The organism is Arthrobacter oryzae (assembly GCF_003634095.1).
Lineage (GTDB): Bacteria > Actinomycetota > Actinomycetes > Actinomycetales > Micrococcaceae > Arthrobacter > Arthrobacter oryzae.
Window position 1 is genome coordinate 146,359 of sequence record NZ_RBIR01000008.1, and the last position, 16,778, is coordinate 163,136.

General features: G+C 67.6%; 14 protein-coding genes and 1 tRNA gene. 3 read left to right on the forward strand and 12 right to left on the reverse strand.

Translation table 11 applies throughout. The features are described from left to right. Positions 1-9: 9 nt before the first annotated feature. Positions 10-1,101 (reverse strand): ROK family glucokinase, encoded by a 1,092-nt coding sequence (locus C8D78_RS16150; RefSeq protein ID WP_120954882.1) that lies wholly within the window; start codon positions 1,099-1,101, stop codon positions 10-12. Positions 1,102-1,312: 211 nt separating this feature from the next. On the opposite strand from C8D78_RS16150, the gene C8D78_RS16155 reads away from it, so the two are divergent. Beyond that, positions 1,313-3,133, forward strand: a complete 1,821-nt coding sequence (locus C8D78_RS16155; protein ID WP_120954883.1) for an AMP-dependent synthetase/ligase — start codon at positions 1,313-1,315, stop codon at positions 3,131-3,133. 169 nt (positions 3,134-3,302) lie between these two features. Here C8D78_RS16155 and C8D78_RS16160 read toward each other — a convergent pair whose 3' ends face one another. After that, positions 3,303-6,698: a pyruvate carboxylase gene (locus C8D78_RS16160; RefSeq protein ID WP_120954884.1), complete on the reverse strand. Its 3,396-nt coding sequence runs from the start codon at positions 6,696-6,698 to the stop codon at positions 3,303-3,305. A gap of 319 nt (positions 6,699-7,017) precedes the next feature. On the opposite strand from C8D78_RS16160, the gene C8D78_RS16165 reads away from it, so the two are divergent. Next, positions 7,018-7,896 carry a ParA family protein gene (locus tag C8D78_RS16165; protein ID WP_120954885.1) on the forward strand — a complete coding sequence of 293 codons (879 nt, stop codon included), beginning with the start codon at positions 7,018-7,020 and terminating at the stop codon, positions 7,894-7,896. Between the two features lie 138 nt (positions 7,897-8,034). On the opposite strand, the gene C8D78_RS16170 is transcribed toward C8D78_RS16165, so the two are convergent. The 5 genes from C8D78_RS16170 to gcvH all read right to left on the reverse strand — a co-directional run bounded on the left by C8D78_RS16170 (position 8,035) and on the right by gcvH (position 11,243). Continuing rightward, on the reverse strand, positions 8,035-8,631 hold the full coding sequence (locus C8D78_RS16170; RefSeq protein WP_120954886.1) for a MerR family transcriptional regulator: 597 nt from the start codon (positions 8,629-8,631) through the stop codon (positions 8,035-8,037). A 352-nt stretch (positions 8,632-8,983) separates the two neighbouring features. Beyond that, a complete protein-coding gene (locus C8D78_RS16175) occupies positions 8,984-9,487 on the reverse strand; it encodes a bifunctional nuclease family protein (protein ID WP_120954887.1) in 504 nt (167 codons plus the stop codon). Next, a complete protein-coding gene (gene ftsR / locus C8D78_RS16180) occupies positions 9,487-10,209 on the reverse strand; it encodes a transcriptional regulator FtsR (protein ID WP_120954888.1) in 723 nt (240 codons plus the stop codon). Before ftsR ends, C8D78_RS16175 begins: the two co-directional genes overlap by 1 nt. A gap of 17 nt (positions 10,210-10,226) precedes the next feature. Further along, positions 10,227-10,703, reverse strand: a complete 477-nt coding sequence (locus C8D78_RS16185) for an FHA domain-containing protein (protein ID WP_120954889.1) — start codon at positions 10,701-10,703, stop codon at positions 10,227-10,229. Positions 10,704-10,856: 153 nt separating this feature from the next. Continuing rightward, on the reverse strand, positions 10,857-11,243 hold the full coding sequence (gcvH, locus tag C8D78_RS16190) for a glycine cleavage system protein GcvH (protein ID WP_120954890.1): 387 nt from the start codon (positions 11,241-11,243) through the stop codon (positions 10,857-10,859). 195 nt (positions 11,244-11,438) lie between these two features. Here gcvH and C8D78_RS16195 point away from each other — a divergent pair, with 195 nt between their 5' ends. After that, a complete protein-coding gene (locus C8D78_RS16195; protein ID WP_120954891.1) occupies positions 11,439-12,308 on the forward strand; it encodes an Fpg/Nei family DNA glycosylase in 870 nt (289 codons plus the stop codon). Positions 12,309-12,389: 81 nt separating this feature from the next. Here C8D78_RS16195 and C8D78_RS16200 read toward each other — a convergent pair. From C8D78_RS16200 to C8D78_RS16220, 5 genes are all read right to left on the reverse strand, one after another. Then, positions 12,390-12,466: transfer RNA gene (locus C8D78_RS16200), tRNA-Pro, on the reverse strand. 148 nt (positions 12,467-12,614) lie between these two features. Further along, a complete protein-coding gene (der, locus tag C8D78_RS16205; protein ID WP_120954892.1) occupies positions 12,615-14,165 on the reverse strand; it encodes a ribosome biogenesis GTPase Der in 1,551 nt (516 codons plus the stop codon). Then, entirely contained in the window at positions 14,162-14,842 is a 681-nt protein-coding gene (locus C8D78_RS16210) for a lysophospholipid acyltransferase family protein (RefSeq protein ID WP_120954893.1), read from the reverse strand. The genes der and C8D78_RS16210 overlap by 4 nt, the downstream gene beginning before the upstream one ends. Before the next feature lie 67 nt (positions 14,843-14,909). Then, positions 14,910-15,671 (reverse strand): (d)CMP kinase, encoded by a 762-nt coding sequence (gene cmk / locus C8D78_RS16215; protein WP_120954894.1) that lies wholly within the window; start codon positions 15,669-15,671, stop codon positions 14,910-14,912. Continuing rightward, positions 15,671-16,777, reverse strand: a complete 1,107-nt coding sequence (locus C8D78_RS16220) for a prephenate dehydrogenase (RefSeq protein WP_120954895.1) — start codon at positions 16,775-16,777, stop codon at positions 15,671-15,673. Before C8D78_RS16220 ends, cmk begins: the two co-directional genes overlap by 1 nt. Position 16,778: the final 1 nt, after the last annotated feature.

Here is a 16,778-nt window from a genome sequence, read left to right on the forward strand (position 1 = left end):
CCCGCTGCGTCAGGTGTGCATGCGGCTGCTGACCCGGGAGAGGTCGGCGGCGCCGATCAGTCCGGCGTTGGGTCCGAGGGCCGCCAGCTCGATTTCCGCCGCGGGCCGGAATCCGCGGCCAGTGAGGTTCCGCGCGAAGGATTTCCGGGCCGGGCCCACGAGGAGCTCGCCCGCATCGCACAGTCCGCCGCCGATCACGAACTTCCCGGGGTCCAGTGCGGCGGCAAGGTTTGCCAGGCCCAGCCCGAGCCATTCCCCGACGTCCTCGAGGAGTTCACGGGACGTCGGATCCCCGGCCTTGGCCAGCTCCGTGACAATCGCTCCGGTGATGCGGCTTACGTCTCCATCTACGGCCTTGAGCAGTTCCTGGGCCACCGGGGAGTTGGCGGCAGCCAGTTCCCTGGCCTCACGGCCCAGTGCGTTCCCGGAGGCGTACTGCTCCCAGCAGCCCCGGTTGCCGCACTCGCAGCGATGCCCGCCAGGCATGATGATCTGGTGGCCGAACTCCCCCGCCACACCAAAGCGGCCGCGCTCCAGCCGCCCGTCCATCACCATGGCGCCACCGATCCCGGTGCCCAGGGTGATGCACACCAGCCGGCTTTGTCCCTGCCCGGCGCCGAACCGCCATTCCGCCCAGGCGGCGGCGTCGGCGTCGTTGGTCAGCAGGACGGGGCGGCGCAGCAGCCGCTGCAAATTATCACGCAGGGGTTCATTGCGCCAGGCCAGGTGCGGGCTGAAGAGGACTGTCGAGCCGTCGAGGTCCATCCAGCCGGCGGCGCCGATTCCGACGGACCAGATCCGGTGCCCGGCGCCGAGTTCTTCGACCAGTTCGACGATGACCTGCTCCACGGCCCGCGGATCGCTGCCCGGGGTGGAGCGCTTCGCCTGGCTGAGGATCCGGCCCTCGGCATCGACCACGCCGGCGGCCACCTTGGTCCCGCCGATGTCGACCCCGATTGCCAGGCCCTTGCGGCCCAGCCGCAGATGTGAACGAATATCGTGCCCGGCCGCGACGGCCGCGGCTCCGGCCAGGGTCCGGCCGCGCCAGGCGGCGGCGCGGCGGGGCAGGCCAGGCTGCCGGCCGGGTGTTGGTGTCTGCATGGTCCCTCATTCTATTCGCCGGGCCCGTCACATCCGCGAAGGCAAGCGTGTGTGAACCCGCAGCGGGCGCCTCCGGCATCCCGGACTGGCGGAACGGCGCGCCTGAACGTAAAGTTACTGGCCAGTAGGTGTCGCAGACCACACCTTCCCGGGACCGCATACTAGGCTTAGCCGTACCCGTTGCGGGCCTATGGATATCAAAGGAGCTCTCGTGCGAGAAATCATTGTCCCGCCCCTGGTGACTACCGATCCGGACACCAATGTCACCGATCTCGTGGTGCGGCAGGCGGCCAAGGCCTCGAACCCTGCGCTGTTCTCGCGGCTGGACGCGGCGGGCCAGTGGCAGGACGTCCGCGCCACGGATTTCCTGGCCGACGTCGCGGCCCTCGCCAAGGGGCTCATGGCCAGCGGCGTGGCCGCGGGCGACAGGGTGGGCATCATGTCCCGCACCCGCTACGAGTGGGCGCTGATCGACTTCGCCATCTGGTTCGCCGGCGCCGTGTCGGTCCCCATCTATGAGACCTCCTCGCCGTCCCAGGTCGCCTGGAACCTCGGGGACTCCGGCGCCGTGGCCGCGTTCGGCGAATCCGCGCACCACGAGGACATCATCCGGCAGGCGGCCACCTCCGAGGGACTCACCGCCCTGCGGCACGTCTGGCAGCTCGAGGGCGACAGCCTGGACGAGGTCCGTGCGGCCGGAACCGCCGTCACCGACGCCGAGCTTGAGGCCCGGCGCAGTCAGGCGTCTTTGGCCGATACCGCCACGATTATCTACACCTCGGGAACCACCGGCCGGCCCAAGGGCTGCGAGTTGACCCACGGCAACTTCGTGGAGCTCTCCGAGAACGCCCTGGCCACTTCGCTGGGCACGATCGTCCACGAGCAGGCCAGGACCATCATGTTCCTGCCGCTGGCCCACGTCTTCGCGCGCTTCATCTCCGTGCTGGCGGTCGCCGCCGGCGTCACGGTGGCCCACACCCCGGACATCAAGAACCTGCTGCCGGACCTGCAGAGCTACAAGCCGACCTTCATCCTCGCAGTGCCGCGCGTCTTCGAGAAGGTCTACAACTCCGCCCTGACCAAGGCCGAGGACGGCGGCAAGGGCGCCATCTTCCACCGCGCCGCGGACACCGCCATCGAATATTCCCGGGCCCGGCAGGCCGGCAAGGTCGGGCTCGGCCTGAAGCTCAAGCACTCCGTGTTCGACAAGCTCGTGTACGGCAAGCTCCGCGCCGCCATGGGCGGGCAGGTCTCGCACGCCGTTTCCGGCGGCGGCCCGCTGGGTGAACGGCTGGGCCACTTCTTCCAGGGCATCGGCATGCAGATCCTGGAGGGCTACGGCCTGACCGAGACCACGGCGCCCGTCACGGTGAACACTCCGGATCTGATCAAGATCGGCACCGTCGGCGCCCCGATCCCAGGCAACGCCGTCAGGATCGCGGACGACGGCGAGATCCTCGCCAGGGGCGTGTGCGTCATGCGCGGCTACTACCGGCGCGATGACCTGTCCGCCGAGGCCTTCGACGACGGCTGGTTCCGCACCGGCGACATCGGCCAGCTGGACGAGCAGGGCTTCCTGACCATCACCGGGCGCAAGAAGGAAATCATTGTCACGGCGGGCGGCAAAAACGTCGTCCCCGCCCTGCTCGAAGACCAGATTCGGGCGGACGCGCTCGTCTCCCAGGTCCTGGTGGTCGGCGACAACCGCCCGTTCATCGGCGCCCTGGTCACGCTGGACGAAGAAGCCCTGCCCGGCTGGCTGGGCCGCCACGGGCTCCCGGCATCGACGTCGCTGACCGAGGCCGCGGAAAACCCGGCCGTCAAGGCCGCGGTACAGGAGCTCGTCAACCACGCAAACCGGTCCGTGTCCCAGGCGGAGGCGATCAAGTCATTCCGGATCGTGCCGGCCGACTTCACCGAGGCCTCCGGACACCTGACGCCCTCCATGAAGGTCAAGCGGGCCCAGGTGCTCAAGGACTTCGACGCCGTCATCGAGGAAATGTACAACGCCAAGCGCCCCACCCTCGCCTAAAAGCAACGCGGGGTCAGATACGGCCCATCCGGCGCCCTTTTATGGGCCGTATCTGACCCCGCGTTGCTGTTCGAGACACAGAAGGGTCCTTCCAGCTTCGGCCGGAAGGACCCTTCTCCTGTGCTACGGGTTGTCGGCTACGGGTTGTCCCGCTGCCGCTATTCGACTGCTAGTCAACTACGAGCAGCAGATCCCCGCCCTGGACCTGTTCGATCGCGCCGACGGCGAGGCGGGTCACGGTGCCTGCCACGGGCGTGGTGATGGAGGCCTCCATCTTCATGGCCTCGATCGTGGCGACCGTGTCGCCGGCCTTGACCGTGTCTCCGGTCTTCACGGTCAGCGTGACGGCACCGGCGAACGGGGCGGCCACCTGGCCCGGCTGGGAGGCGTCGGCGCGTTCGGCGGCCTTGACGTTGCTCACCACGGAACGGTCGCGGACCACCACGGGCCGGGACTGTCCGTTGAGCGTGCACATGACGGTGCGCATGCCCTTCTCGTCTGGCTCGGAGACGGCCTCAAGCGAGGCGATCAGGTGCACGCCCTTCTCCAGCTCGATCTCGTGCTCCGCGCCGCGTTGCAGGCCGAAGAGGTAGTCACGCGTGTCCAGCACCGAGAGGTTGCCGTAGGCCTCCACGCTCTTCTGGTAGTCCTTGGTGGGACCGGCGAACAGCAGGCGGTTGAGGGTGCGCTGACGGGTCTTGGAGTCGCCCTGGAGCGCGGCGCTGTCCTCGGCGCTGAGCTCGACGTCGCGGACCTTGACGGTGCGGCCCTGCAGGGCCTTGGTGCGGAAGGGCTCGGGCCAGCCGCCTGGCGGGTCCCCGAGCTCGCCGGAGAGGAAGCCGATCACGGAGTCCGGGACGTCGTACTTCTGCGGGTTCTCGTTGAAGTCCGCCGGATCGGCGTTGAGGCCCACGAGGTGCAGTGCGAGGTCGCCCACCACCTTGGACGACGGCGTGACCTTCACGAGGCGGCCGAGGATGCGGTCCGCTGCCGTGTACATGTCCTCGATCGCCTCGAAACGCTCGCCGAGGCCCAGCGCCATCGCCTGCTGGCGCAGGTTGGACAGCTGCCCGCCGGGGATCTCGTGCTGGTAGACCCGGCCCGTGGGGCCCGGGAGTCCGGATTCGAACGGCGCGTAGACCCGGCGGACGGCTTCCCAGTACGGTTCGAGGGCACAGACATTGGCGAGGCTGAGTCCGGTGTCGCGCGGCGTGTGGGCCAGCGCGGCCACGAGGGCCGAGGCGGACACCTGGCTGGTGGTACCGGCTAGGGAGGCCGAGGCCACGTCCACGGCGTCCACGCCGGCGTCCACGGCCGCCAGCAGGGTGGCCAGCTGGCCGCCTGCGGTGTCGTGGGTGTGCAGGTGGACGGGGAGGTCGAAGCGCTCACGCAGGGCGCTGACGAGGCGTGCCGCGGCCGCGGGGCGCAGCAGCCCGGCCATGTCCTTGATCGCGAGGATGTGCGCGCCGGCGTCGACGATCTTTTGCGCCAGTTCCAGGTAGTAGTCCAGGGTGTAGAGCGTCTCCTGGGGATCCAGCATGTCCGCCGTGTAGCAGAGGGCGACCTCGGCGACGGCGGTTCCGGTCTCGCGGACGGCGCGGATGGCCGGGGCCATCTGGTTGACGTCGTTGAGGGCGTCGAAGATGCGGAAGATGTCGATGCCCGTGGCGGCGGCCTCGTTGACGAACGCCACCGTGACCTCTTCCGGGTAGGGCGTGTAGCCGACGGTGTTGCGGCCGCGGAGCAGCATCTGCAGGCAGAGGTTCGGCAGCGCCTTGCGCAGCGCCGCCAGCCGGTCCCATGGATCTTCGCCCAGGAACCGCAAGGCTACGTCGTAGGTCGCCCCGCCCCAGGCCTCGACCGAGAGCAGTTCCGGGAGCAGCTTGGACTCCGCCGGCCCGGCAGCCACCAGGTCGCGGGTGCGCACCCGTGTGGCGAGCAGGGACTGGTGCGCGTCGCGGAAGGTGGTGTCAGTGACGGCCACGGCATTCTGCGCGCGCAGGGCCTGGGCGAACCTTTCCGGGCCGAGCTCCAGGAGCCTCTGGCGGGACCCCGGCGCGGCCGCGGCGTTATCGAGCGCCGGAAGCTTGTCCGCCGGGTCCGTGTGGACCGTCAGTTCGCCGTTGGGCTTGTTGACCGTCACGTCGGCGAGCCAGGTCAGCAGCTTCGTGCCGCGGTCAGCGGAGACCCGCGCCCGCAGCAGCTGGGGCCGTTCGTCGATGAACGAGGTGGCAACATCCCCGGCGACGAAGTCGGGATCGTCCAGGACGGCCTGGAGGAAGGAGATGTTCGTGGACACGCCGCGGATGCGGAATTCGGCGAGGGCGCGGCGGGCCCGGGCAACGGCGGTCGGGTAGTCGCGGCCGCGGCAGGTCAGCTTGACCAGCATGGAGTCGAAGTGCGGGCTGATCTCCGCGCCCGAGTAGACCGTGCCGCCGTCGAGCCGCACGCCGGCGCCGCCGGCAGAGCGGTAGCCGGTAATCTTGCCGACGTCGGGCCGGAAGCCGTTGGCGGGGTCCTCCGTGGTGATGCGGCACTGCAGCGCGGCGCCCTTGAGCTGGACGCTGTCCTGGGAGAGGCCGAGATCCGCGAGGGTCTCGCCCGAGGCGATCCGCAGCTGCGCCTGGACGAGGTCGACGTCGGTGACTTCCTCGGTGACGGTGTGCTCGACCTGGATGCGCGGGTTCATCTCGATGAACACGTGCTGGCCGGCCCGCTCCCCGACCGTGTCGACAAGGAACTCGACGGTACCGGCGTTGACGTAGTTCAGCGCTTTCGCGAACTTCACGGCGTCCCGGTACAGCGCCTGCCGGATGCCTTCGTCCAGGTTCGGCGCCGGGGCGATCTCGATGACCTTCTGGTGGCGGCGCTGGATAGAGCAGTCCCGCTCGAAGAGGTGCATCACGTTGCCCTCCGCATCGGCCAGGATCTGGACCTCGATGTGGCGGGGGCGCAGGACGGCCTGCTCGAGGAACATGGTGGGGTCACCAAACGCGGCGTCCGCTTCGCGCATGGCGGCCTGCAGGGCCTCCGGGAGCGCCTCGCGGGTGTCCACGCGGCGCATGCCGCGCCCGCCGCCGCCGGCGACGGCCTTGGCGAAAATCGGGAAACCGATCTGGTCCGCGGCAGCGATCAGTTCGTCCATGTCCTTCGAGGGCTGGCTGGACTTGAGCACGGGGACACCGGCCTTGCGCGCGGCCTCAAGGGCGGCGACCTTGTTGCCCGCGAGTTCCAGGACCTCCGCCGGAGGGCCTACGAAGGTGATGCCGGCCTCCTTGGCGGCCCGCGCCAAGCGAGGATTCTCGGAGAGGAATCCGTAACCGGGGTAGATGGCGTCCGCCCCGGATTCCTTGGCTACGCGCACCACCTCATCAACGTCGAGGTATGCCCGCACCGGGTGTCCCTCTTCGCCGATCAGATACGCCTCGTCGGCCTTCTGGCGGTGAATCGAGTTGCGGTCCTCGTGGGGAAACACAGCGACTGTCTTGGCACCCAGCTCGTAGCTCGCGCGGAAGGCACGAATCGCGATTTCGCCGCGGTTGGCCACCAGAATCTTAGAAAACATACTTCTCCTGCATCATCGCGGGCGTATCGGTAAGTGCTCACAGTGTCCAAGACCCGTAAGGGCAAACACAAATCTTTGTGGTCACCGTCACAGCATTATGCGTCACGGACGCTGCGATGGGCAGTGCGCCGGCCTTACCGGGCGCCCTGGCGCCGCCCGGTCCGCGGCGTTCTGCCGCCCCGGCGCCGGATGAAACGGGTTTCGCCGGAGCATCAACATATGATGAGGAGTGGGTGGCGCATGCACGCCCCGGCTCCGAAGAACGCAGGGGCCGGCACGACCCCGTCTCGGCAACCGGCGTTAGGTATTGGTTTTTCAAGTGCAAGTAGTGAGCATCAGCAGCCTCAAAGGCGGTGTCGGCAAGACATCCGTGACCACCGGACTGGCGTCGGCGGCATTGGCCGCCGGCATCCCGACCCTCGTCGTCGACCTTGACCCGCACGCTGATGCCAGTACCGCCCTGGGCGTCAGCCCGGACGACCAGCTCGACATCGGCAGGATGCTGAGGTCACCCCGGCGCGCGCGCCTGGCGGACAACGTGGTTCCCAGCGGCTGGGTGGAACACGCCCGGGCCAACGGCCACGCCGACAGCCCGAGAGCGTCCCGCGGCGCAGCGTCAGTGTCCGCCCCCTCCATCCTGGATGTGGCGGTGGGCTCTGCGTATACCGGCATCTACGACCGGCCCGACCTCGGGCGCCGGGACCTCCGCCGGCTCTCCGCCGTCCTGGCCGGGGCCGAGAACTACGAGCTGGTCCTGGTGGATTGCCCGCCGTCGCTGAACGGGCTCACCCGGATGGCGTGGTCCGCGAGCGACAAGGTGACCCTGGTGGCCGAACCCGGCCTCTTCTCGGTGGCCGGCACGGAGCGCACCATGCGTGCCATCCAGCTGTTCCGGCAGGAGTTCGCCCCCAAGCTCTCCCCCGCCGGCATCGTGGCCAACCGGGTGCGCAGCGGCTCCGCGGAGCACACGTTCCGGCTGGCGGAGATGGAGTCCATGTTTGGCCAGCTGCTGCTGAGTCCGCACATCCCGGAGCAGGCGAACTGGCAGCAGATCCAGGGCGCCGCCCACTCCATCCACCACTGGCCCGGCGACTCGGCCAAGAACGCGGCGGCGCTGTTCGATGCCCTGCTGCAGAACCTGCTGAACCCGCGCGGGCTAGCTACCGCAGGCTCGGTCCGCGACCGGAGCCAGCGCTAACCCGCCCGCGCCGAGGCCCGCCAACAACAACGCGGGGTCACTTCGCGCCCGTCCCGAAGGGGATTATGGGCGCGAAGTGACCCCGCGTTGTTTGTTAACGGCAGGAGTCCTTGGCAGGGCCAGGAATTCGTGGGGGCGCTAGCTGATCTTGCGGGCAGCGCGGCGCTTGCTCAGTTCGTCGTCCGGAAAGGACTGGTCCGTGGCGTGTTCGCTGGGAAGGGCAGCAAGGCTTCCTTCCACCTCGCGCCAAACACGGCCGACGGCGATGCCAAACACCCCCTGGCCGCCCTGGACGAGGTCAATGACTTCGTCCGCGGAGGTGCATTCGTAAACACTTGCCCCGTCGCTCATGAGCGTGATCTGGGCAAGGTCCTCGACGCCGCGTTCCCGGAGGTGCTCGACGGCGGTGCGGATCTGCTGCAGGGACACTCCCGTGTCCAGGAGCCGCTTGACCACCTTCAGGACCAGGATGTCGCGGAAGCCGTAGAGCCGCTGCGAGCCGGAGCCTGCAGCGCCGCGGACGGCCGGCTCGACGAGTCCGGTGCGCGCCCAGTAGTCCAGCTGGCGGTAGGTGATGCCGGCCGCCTTGCAGGCGGTGGGGCCCCGGTAGCCCGCGTCTTCGTCCAGAACGGGAAGATCCTCGGTGAACAGCAGGCCTTGGGCACCGCTGGCGGGCACAGCCACGCCAGCCGTCACAGCTTGCTTGAGCTCGCCTGCTTCGCCTGTCGGACTCACGTGGACCCTCCTTGTCGTGAGTTCCCCTGAGTAAGTTGCATCGGCAGCAATGTATATGGGTGGCTGTAGGACACGGGATGAAGACTCCACCCGTGTAATTCAGCCGGGGCTGCACTTTCCAGTGTGACTTGCGCGGCTACCGTATGCAATGGGAACTTCTACCTCCGACGTTAGGCCTGCCGGGGCCCAAGGTCAAAGACGTTGGGGGTATTCCGGGGGCGTGTCGAAAGTTTCATTCTTCGGTTTAACGTTGACTGCCGTCTCAACGGTCCCAACCGCCTCAGAAACCTCATCCGTCACAGGTTTCCCGGCAGCCTCGCCCGCCTCAGCGGCCCGGGGGGCGCCAGGCAGGTCAGCCGGCGAAATCTTCGGGTTCGACGTCGTCAAGGAACTCGCGGAAGCGCCGCAGTTCGCCTTCTTCATCCACGGCGGGCCCGGGGTGCGTGTCCTCGCCCTCGTCGTGTTCGGTGATCCGGACGCCGGCCTCGTCCATGACGGCGTCGGCGCACCAGATCCGGCACTTGGCGCGCAGGGCCAGGGCCAGTGCGTCCGAGGCCCGGGAGCTGACGGTCGTTCCGTTCTCGAACTGCAGTTGCCCGTAGAAGATGTTGTCCTCCACCGCCACGATGTTGACACTGACGATGGTGTGGCCAAGGGCCTCGACGACGTCCACCAGGAGGTCGTGGGTCATCGGCCGGGGCGGAACCACGCCCTGCTGGGCCAGCGCGATGGCACTGGCCTCCGGCGTCCCGATCCAGATCGGAACATGGCGCTCACCATGGATTTCCTTGAGCAGGACCAGCGGCTGGTTGGACGGCAACTCAATCCGCACGCCCACAATCTCCACCTCAATCATCAGATGTCCATCCTTGAGATGCGGTCGTGGACCAGCGCCTGGTGCAGGGACAGGCAGAGGTCGCTGATTTCCCGGGCTGCCTCGGCGGCCCGGGCATGGGACGCGGCGTCCTTGCGGGACGTCAAGGTGGCCACGGCACGTTCCACCAGCCCGAATTCCCGGTCGGCAGCGGCCTGGAAGGGCCGCAGGTGACGGGGTTCCAGGCCGTGGCTTTCGAGCTGGACGCAGGCCCGCGCCACCTGCAGGGCGTGCTCGTCGAATTTGCCGTTGACGTGACCGATCAGGCCGTAGCTCAGGAGCGACTCCAGCAGCGGGACGCTCGCACCGGATTCAGCCCGGAGCTGCTCCTCACTGAGGCGGCGCGCGCGGTTCTGCAGCTCGGTGGCGAGCTCGTCGGAGACGATCCGCGGGGACACGGTGACACCCGCCGGCAGGTTCTCCGGCCGTTCTCCGCGGTCGATCGCGTCAAGGTAATCCTTGATGACCTTCAACGGCAGGTACTGGTCCCGCTGGAGGGCCAACACGAAACGCAACCGTTCGACGTCGTTCTCGGAATACTGCCGGTAGCCGGCAGGTGTCCGCTGCGGGTTGATGAGGCCCTTTTCCTCGAGGAACCGGATTTTCGACGCCGTCATGCTGGGGAAGTCGTCGCTCAATTGAGCCAGGACTTCCCCGATGTTCAGAACCTGGGGTCCGCGCCGGTCCGCATGTGCCGTGGCCACAGGCAGCTACCCCGGAATCAGACGTTGCCTGCTGCGCGGGCAGGGCTCAGGTAGAAGGTGAGGCGGAACTTTCCGATCTGGACCTCGTTGCCGGACTTCAGCTCCACCGAATCCACGCGGTCGTGGTTGACGTAGGTGCCGTTGAGGCTCCCGGTGTCCACTACCTCGAAGCTGCGCGGGGTGCGGCGGAACTCAACATGCCGGCGTGAAACGGTGACGTCGTCGAGGAAGATGTCGGCGTCCGGGTGGCGGCCCGCCGTCGTGACGTCAGAGTCCAGCAGGAAACGCGCGCCGGCGTTGGGGCCGCTGTGCGCGACGAGCAGGGCCGAGCCGAAGGGAAGGGCCTCAACCGCAGCCCGTTCCTCGGTGGAGAGCTTTGGTGTGAAGTCGGGTTCATCGCGCACCGGAGTGAGGTTGATCGACGTGGTCTCCGAAGCTTTCACTCCACCCGTGCCGTAACCGTCACCGGTGTCGTTCCGTTCGTGCCCAAACATTGAGTCCTCCTCATTCGCTGCAGGTGTCCCCCCTGCAAACAACGCATGCCGTCCGGAAAAGCCTCGCAGTCCCGGTAGAGAGCCTTCCGACGGGGCGTGGCCTTGTCATCCGAACAACAATCCCGAGCTACCCGGTCATAAGGACCTCTGCCTTTAGCCTACCTGCTGTTCATACTCGGATGCACTGAGCAACGACTCGATCGCGTCGGCTTCCGCGAGCTTAATTTCGATCAGCCAGCCCTCGCCGTACGGATCGGAGTTAATCAGGGCGGAATCAGTGTCCAGGGCCTCGTTGCGGGCCACAACTTCCCCCGCGACCGGGGCATAGATGTCGCTGACGCTCTTGGTGGATTCGACCTCTCCCACCACGTCGTTGGCCTTGATGGTTGTTCCCACTTCGGGCATCTGGGCGTAGACGACATCCCCGAGGGCGTCCTGGGCAAAATCGGTGATGCCGACGCGCACAACCCCGTCGGCGTTGGGGGCCGAAACCCATTCGTGTTCTGCGGTGTAGGACAGCTCTTCGGGAATGATGCTCATGACGGGCCTTTCATCGGGTCAATCACCAATGTCAACGGCGGCCACGCGAACTGTCCGCCGCTGAAAAGTATAGGCATATCCGGCCGGGGGCCGGGAGGAGTCTGCAATGATGATCCGATGACGGAAAATGCATGGACTCCGGGCAGGAAACGTGCTATTTGCGGTCCGGCCGGCACCGGGAAAGCGGGCTAGGCAGTGCCTGAGCTTCCGGAGGTGGCGGCCCTGACGGCTTTTCTGGGCGAGCACCTGCTCGGCGCCGTGGTGACGAAGATCCAGATCGCATCGTTCGCGGTGCTCAAGACCGCGGATCCACCGTATTCCGGGCTTGAAGGCAAGGTGGTCACCGGGGTGCGGCGGTTTGGGAAGTTCGTCAGCCTGGACGCGGACGGGCTCTCGTTCGTCTTCCACCTGGCCAGGGCCGGGTGGGTCCGCTTCACCGACTCGCCCACCGGCATCCAGCTCCGCATGGGACATGGCCCTATTGCGGCGCGCCTGTCCTTTTCCGGCGCCGCCGGACCGCTCGGACTGGACTTGACCGAGGTCGGCACGAAGAAAAGCCTGGCCGTCTACGTGGTCCGGGACCCGTACGACGTTCCCGGGATCGCTGCGCTCGGGCCCGACCCGTTCAGCCCGGGTTTCGACGCCGATGCCCTGGCGGGGATCCTCGGGTCGAGTTCCCAGCAGGTCAAGGGTCTCCTGAGAAGCCAGGGCGTGATTGCCGGCATCGGGAACGCCTACAGCGACGAAATCCTGCATGCCGCCCGGATTTCACCGTTCGCCATCGCCAAGACCTTGGACCGGGACACCGTCACGGTGCTTTATGACGCGATCCACAGCATTCTTGGCACAGCCTTGCAGGAGGCCCGCGGCAAAGCCCCGAATGAGCTCAAGGACACCAAGCGGAGCCAGATGCGGGTCCACGGCCGGACCGGGCAGGCGTGCCCGGTGTGCGGCGATACCGTGCGCGAGGTGTCCTTCGCGGATACCGCCCTGCAGTACTGCCCCACGTGCCAGACCCACGGAAAGATCCTGGCTGACCGCCGGACGTCGCGCTTCTTGAAATAGGACCGCGGCTGCTATCCGGATGTATCCCGGAAACAAAAAACCCCGCCATTCCCTAATCAGGAATGGCGGGGTACTTTCTGTTGGTCGGGCTGACAGGATTTGAACCTGCGACCCCTTGACCCCCAGTCAAGTGCGCTACCAAGCTGCGCTACAGCCCGCTGGTTCCACCGTTCTCCGCTGGGAAGTCGTCCTGGTGTTTCTCCAAGTTTTCTTCCAAGCAGTCCGGCCGAACCACCTCCAAAAGCTTACACGATCCCGGAGGGTGCCTGTGACAAATTCATGCCATCAAGCCGTGGTGTGTCGGAATTAACGTTTCTTGCCACGCTTTTCGCGCACACGCATGTTGACCTCGATCGGCGTGCCTTCGAAACCGAAGGTCTCGCGGAGGCGCCGGGTGATGAAGCGGCGGTAGCCCGGGTCGAGGAAGCCGGTGGTGAACAGCACGAACTTCGGCGGCCGGCTGGACGCCTGGGTGCCGAACAGGATGCGGGGCTGCTTGCCGCCGCGGACCGGGTGCGGGTGGGCCGCGACGAGTTCACCCAGGAAGGCGTTGAGGCGTCCGGTGGGGATCCGCTTGTCCCAGCTTTCCAGAGCGGTGTCCAGCGCAGGGACCAGCCGGTCCTTGTGCCAGCCGGTCAGGGCTGAGATGTTCACGCGCGGGGCCCAGGCCACGTGCGCCAGGTCCTGCTCGATTTCGCGTTCCAGGTAGCGGCGGCGCTCGTCGTCGAGGAGGTCCCACTTGTTGAAGGCGAGCACCAGGGCGCGGCCGGATTCGACGGCGAGCTGCAGGATGCGGACATCCTGCTCGCTGAGCACTTCGTCCACGGCCAGGAGCACGACGGCGACCTCGGCCTTTTCGAGCGCGCTCTGGGTGCGCAGGGAAGCGTAGAAGTCCGCACCCTGGGCCATGTGCTGGCGGCGCCGGATGCCGGCGGTGTCCACGAAGCGCCACGTGCGGCCGCCGAGTTCGATGAATTCGTCGACGGGATCGCGGGTGGTGCCGGCGGTGTTGTCCACCACCACACGTTCGGAACCTGCGAGCTTGTTCAGCAGCGAGGACTTGCCGACGTTCGGGCGGCCGATCAGGGCCACGCGGCGCGGACCGCCGGAGCGCTCGAGGCCTTCAATCAGGGAGTACTCCGGGAGGGTGTCCATGACGTGGTCCAGGAGGTCGGCCACGCCGCGGCCGTGCAGGGCCGAGACGGGGTACGGCTCGCCGAAGCCCAGGCCCCAGAGGGTTGCCGAATCAGCTTCCTGCGCGAAGTCATCAACCTTGTTGGCCACCATGATGACCGGCTTCTTCGACTTGCGCAGCATCTTCATGACGCCTTCGTCGGTGGCGGTGGCGCCCACGGCGGAGTCGACGACGAACAGGACGGCGTCCGCGAGTTCCACAGCCATTTCGGCCTGCTCCGCCACGCGGGCGTGGATGCCGCGGGCATCGTGTTCCCAGCCGCCGGTGTCCACCACCGTAAAGTTGCGCCCGTTCCAGTTCGCGGAGTACATGACGCGGTCGCGGGTAACGCCGGGGGTGTCCTCGACCACTGCCTCGCGGCGGCCCAGGATCCTGTTGACCAGGGTGGACTTGCCCACGTTGGGCCGGCCGATGATGGCAAGGACAGGATCCAGCTTGACCGGTCCGTCGAAGTCCTCGTCGTCGAAGTGGCCGCTCAGCAGTGCGGCGTCGTCCTCGTCGAGCTCGTAGTCGTCCAGGCCGGCCCGAAGGGACGCCGCCCGGATGTCCGCTTCCTCTTCGTCCAGGGCGGCAAGGTGTTCAGCCACCTGGTCGGTGCCGGTGGGCGTGTATTCGTCTTCGCCGGCGCCGAAATTGCCGGAGGTTTGAGTCGTATCGCTCATTGCACTTTCCTTAGGTGGTGATCTGCCGGCGTCCCGGCTACTGCTTCATGACGTTCGTGCGGTAATTCCGCGTGGGGCAGGGACTGCCCGGTTCTTAGTACTGAGTCCTGGACATGGCGCGCAAGCGCGGCCCGGATTTCGATTCCCGCCCTGTCCATTGAAACACGGCCGGTCTCACCGGGCCTGCGGCTGAGGTTGATGGCCCCGCCAAAGCTGACGTGCAGCCGCCTGCGAAAGGCGGGAACCGTGTCCAGGTGTTCGCCGCCGACCCTGGTGCCCAGGATGGCCACCGGGACCACCGTGGCGCCGGAGTTGAGCGCCAGCCAAGCCACGCCGTTGTTGATCGAGGCGGCGGCGCCACTCCCCCGTGTGCCTTCAGGCAGAATCCCGACGCACCGCCCGGCGTCGAGCAGGCTGCGGGCCGCCGTCAGCGCCGCACGGCCGCCCCGGCGATCCACGGGCACCTGGCCCGCTGCGGTGAGCACCCGGCCGAGGAACCCTGTGAACATCTCCTGCTTGACCAAGATGTGCATGGGCCGGGGCGAGGCGCCGAACATGACGGGCCCGTCCAGGAAGCTCATGTGGTTGCCCGCGAAGATCACGGGTCCGGCCGCCGGGACATTGGAGCGTCCGCTGACGGAGGTCCGGTAGACGGCGTGGTCCAGCAGCCAGCCCACGGGCCGGCTCCAGGAAGTGGTCCAGCGGCCGGGGAGGGACACCTGCTCCGCCGCTGGGCTGCGCCGGTCAGTCACCGTGCGCGGTCCGGGGCTGAGAGGTGTGCTGCTGCTGGCCGACGGTGTGGTTGATCACTGTGTCCACGATGTCGAGCGCGGCCTGGACGGTCTCGACAAAGTCCAACTCCGAGGAGTCGAGCGTGACGACGCCGTCGGCGGCCGTGGTGAAGTTCACCACGGTGGAATCTTTGGCATCGCGGTGGGTGACCTGGGCCGCCAACTGCTCGGCATTCTGGCTGCCGCCCAGCTGGAGTCCACGCCGGCGCAGCCGGGCCTCCTCGCTGGCGGTGAGCAGCATCCGCACCTCGGCATGCGGCGCGACGACGGTGGTGATGTCCCGTCCCTCGACCACCATGCGGCGGTGGTGCTTTTCGATCAGTTCGCGCTGCCTGCGGATCAGTTCCGTGCGCGCGCCCAAAGCGGTGGCGACGGCGCTGACGGCCGCGGAAATGGCGGGCTCCCGGATGGCAAGCGTGACATCGTGCCCGGCGACGCGGACATACTCTTCCTGGGGGCTGGTGCTGATTTCCAGCGGGAGCGCCTTGGACGCGGCCTCTACCGCGGCCGCGTCGGCCAAATCCGTGCCGTTTTCCACACAGAACCACGTCAGGGCGCGGTACATGGCCCCGGTGTCCAGGTAGGCCAGTTTCAGCCGGCGGGCCACTTCCTTGCTGACGCTGGACTTGCCGGAACCGGAGGGTCCGTCGATCGCGACCACAAGGCTTTTTCCGGGGCGGAGCACGTCCACTGTTTCAATGAGTTCTTGGGTCATTACTGCAGTACCCGCCATCCGCGGTCGTTGAGGGCTTCTATCAAGAGATCATGCTTGTTGGGCAGGACGGAAATTTCCACCATGCCCACGTTCTGTCCCGACGAGTGATCGAGGCGGAGGTCTTCGACGTTGACGCCGATCTCGCCGATCTCGGTCAGGAGCTTGGCGATCTGTCCAGGTGTGTCATCCACCAGTACCGTCAGCCACGCGTAGGCCTGCGGGGGGCCGCCGTGCTTGCCCGGGATCCGGGACTGGCCGGCGTTGCCTTCGCTGATGAGCTGGGCGAGATCCAGCCGCGCGCCGGGAGCGGTGGGGGCCTCCAGGGTGCCGATCAGCCGGTTGAGGTCCTCGCGGACCCCGTGCAGGATCCCGACCACCTTCTGCGCATTGGCGCCCAGGATCTGGACCCAAAGCGTGGGATCGCTCGCGGCGATGCGCGTGACGTCCCGCAGCCCGTTGCCTGCCAGGGACAGCGCGTGCAGGGGCGTACCCTGCAGGCGGCTGGCCACCAGCGAGGACATCACCTGGGGCAGGTGGGAAACCAGCGCCACGGCTTCGTCGTGTTCGTCGGCGGCGAATTCAGAGACGACGGCGCCGAGGTCGCCGGCCAGCGCACGCGCCAGCCGCAGGGACTCGGGCAGGGTCTCCTCCGCCGGGCACACCACCCAAGGCATGGACGTGAACAGCTCGCCGCGGGCAGCCACGGGGCCGGATTTCTCGCGCCCGGCCATCGGATGAGTCCCCACGTAGCGGCCCAGGTCGGCGCCGCGGCTGCGCAGGTCGGCCAGGATGGCTGCCTTCACGCTCGCGATGTCCACCACGACGGCGGCAGGGTAATCCTGCAGCGCTTTGGCCACGACGTCCGCCGTGACGTCCGGCGGCGCAGCCACGACGACAAGCTCCGGCTCGGCGTCGAGGCGCGCCAACGGCAGGCCGGCGCCGATGTCGACAGCAACGGCCTGGTTGGTGGGCGAGGGGTCCGAGAGGAACACCGGCACTCCGCGCCCCCGCAGCCCCAGCCCGATGCTGGTGCCCAGGAGCCCGGAGCCCACAATGACCACCGGCCCGTTGAGGTGGCCGCGGCCGTGCGTGCGGAAGGCGGACATG

Coding starts and splice junctions, on each gene's coding strand:
- C8D78_RS16175 (WP_120954887.1), bottom strand. CDS start 9,487: ATGATTGAGGTGGAGATTGTGGGCGTGCGGATTGAGTTGCCGTCCAAC.
- C8D78_RS16220 (WP_120954895.1), bottom strand. CDS start 16,777: ATGTCCGCCTTCCGCACGCACGGCCGCGGCCACCTCAACGGGCCGGTG.
- cmk (WP_120954894.1), bottom strand. CDS start 15,671: ATGACCCAAGAACTCATTGAAACAGTGGACGTGCTCCGCCCCGGAAAA.
- C8D78_RS16150 (WP_120954882.1), bottom strand. CDS start 1,101: ATGCAGACACCAACACCCGGCCGGCAGCCTGGCCTGCCCCGCCGCGCC.
- gcvH (WP_120954890.1), bottom strand. CDS start 11,243: ATGAGCATCATTCCCGAAGAGCTGTCCTACACCGCAGAACACGAATGG.
- der (WP_120954892.1), bottom strand. CDS start 14,165: ATGAGCGATACGACTCAAACCTCCGGCAATTTCGGCGCCGGCGAAGAC.
- C8D78_RS16185 (WP_120954889.1), bottom strand. CDS start 10,703: ATGTTTGGGCACGAACGGAACGACACCGGTGACGGTTACGGCACGGGT.
- C8D78_RS16160 (WP_120954884.1), bottom strand. CDS start 6,698: ATGTTTTCTAAGATTCTGGTGGCCAACCGCGGCGAAATCGCGATTCGT.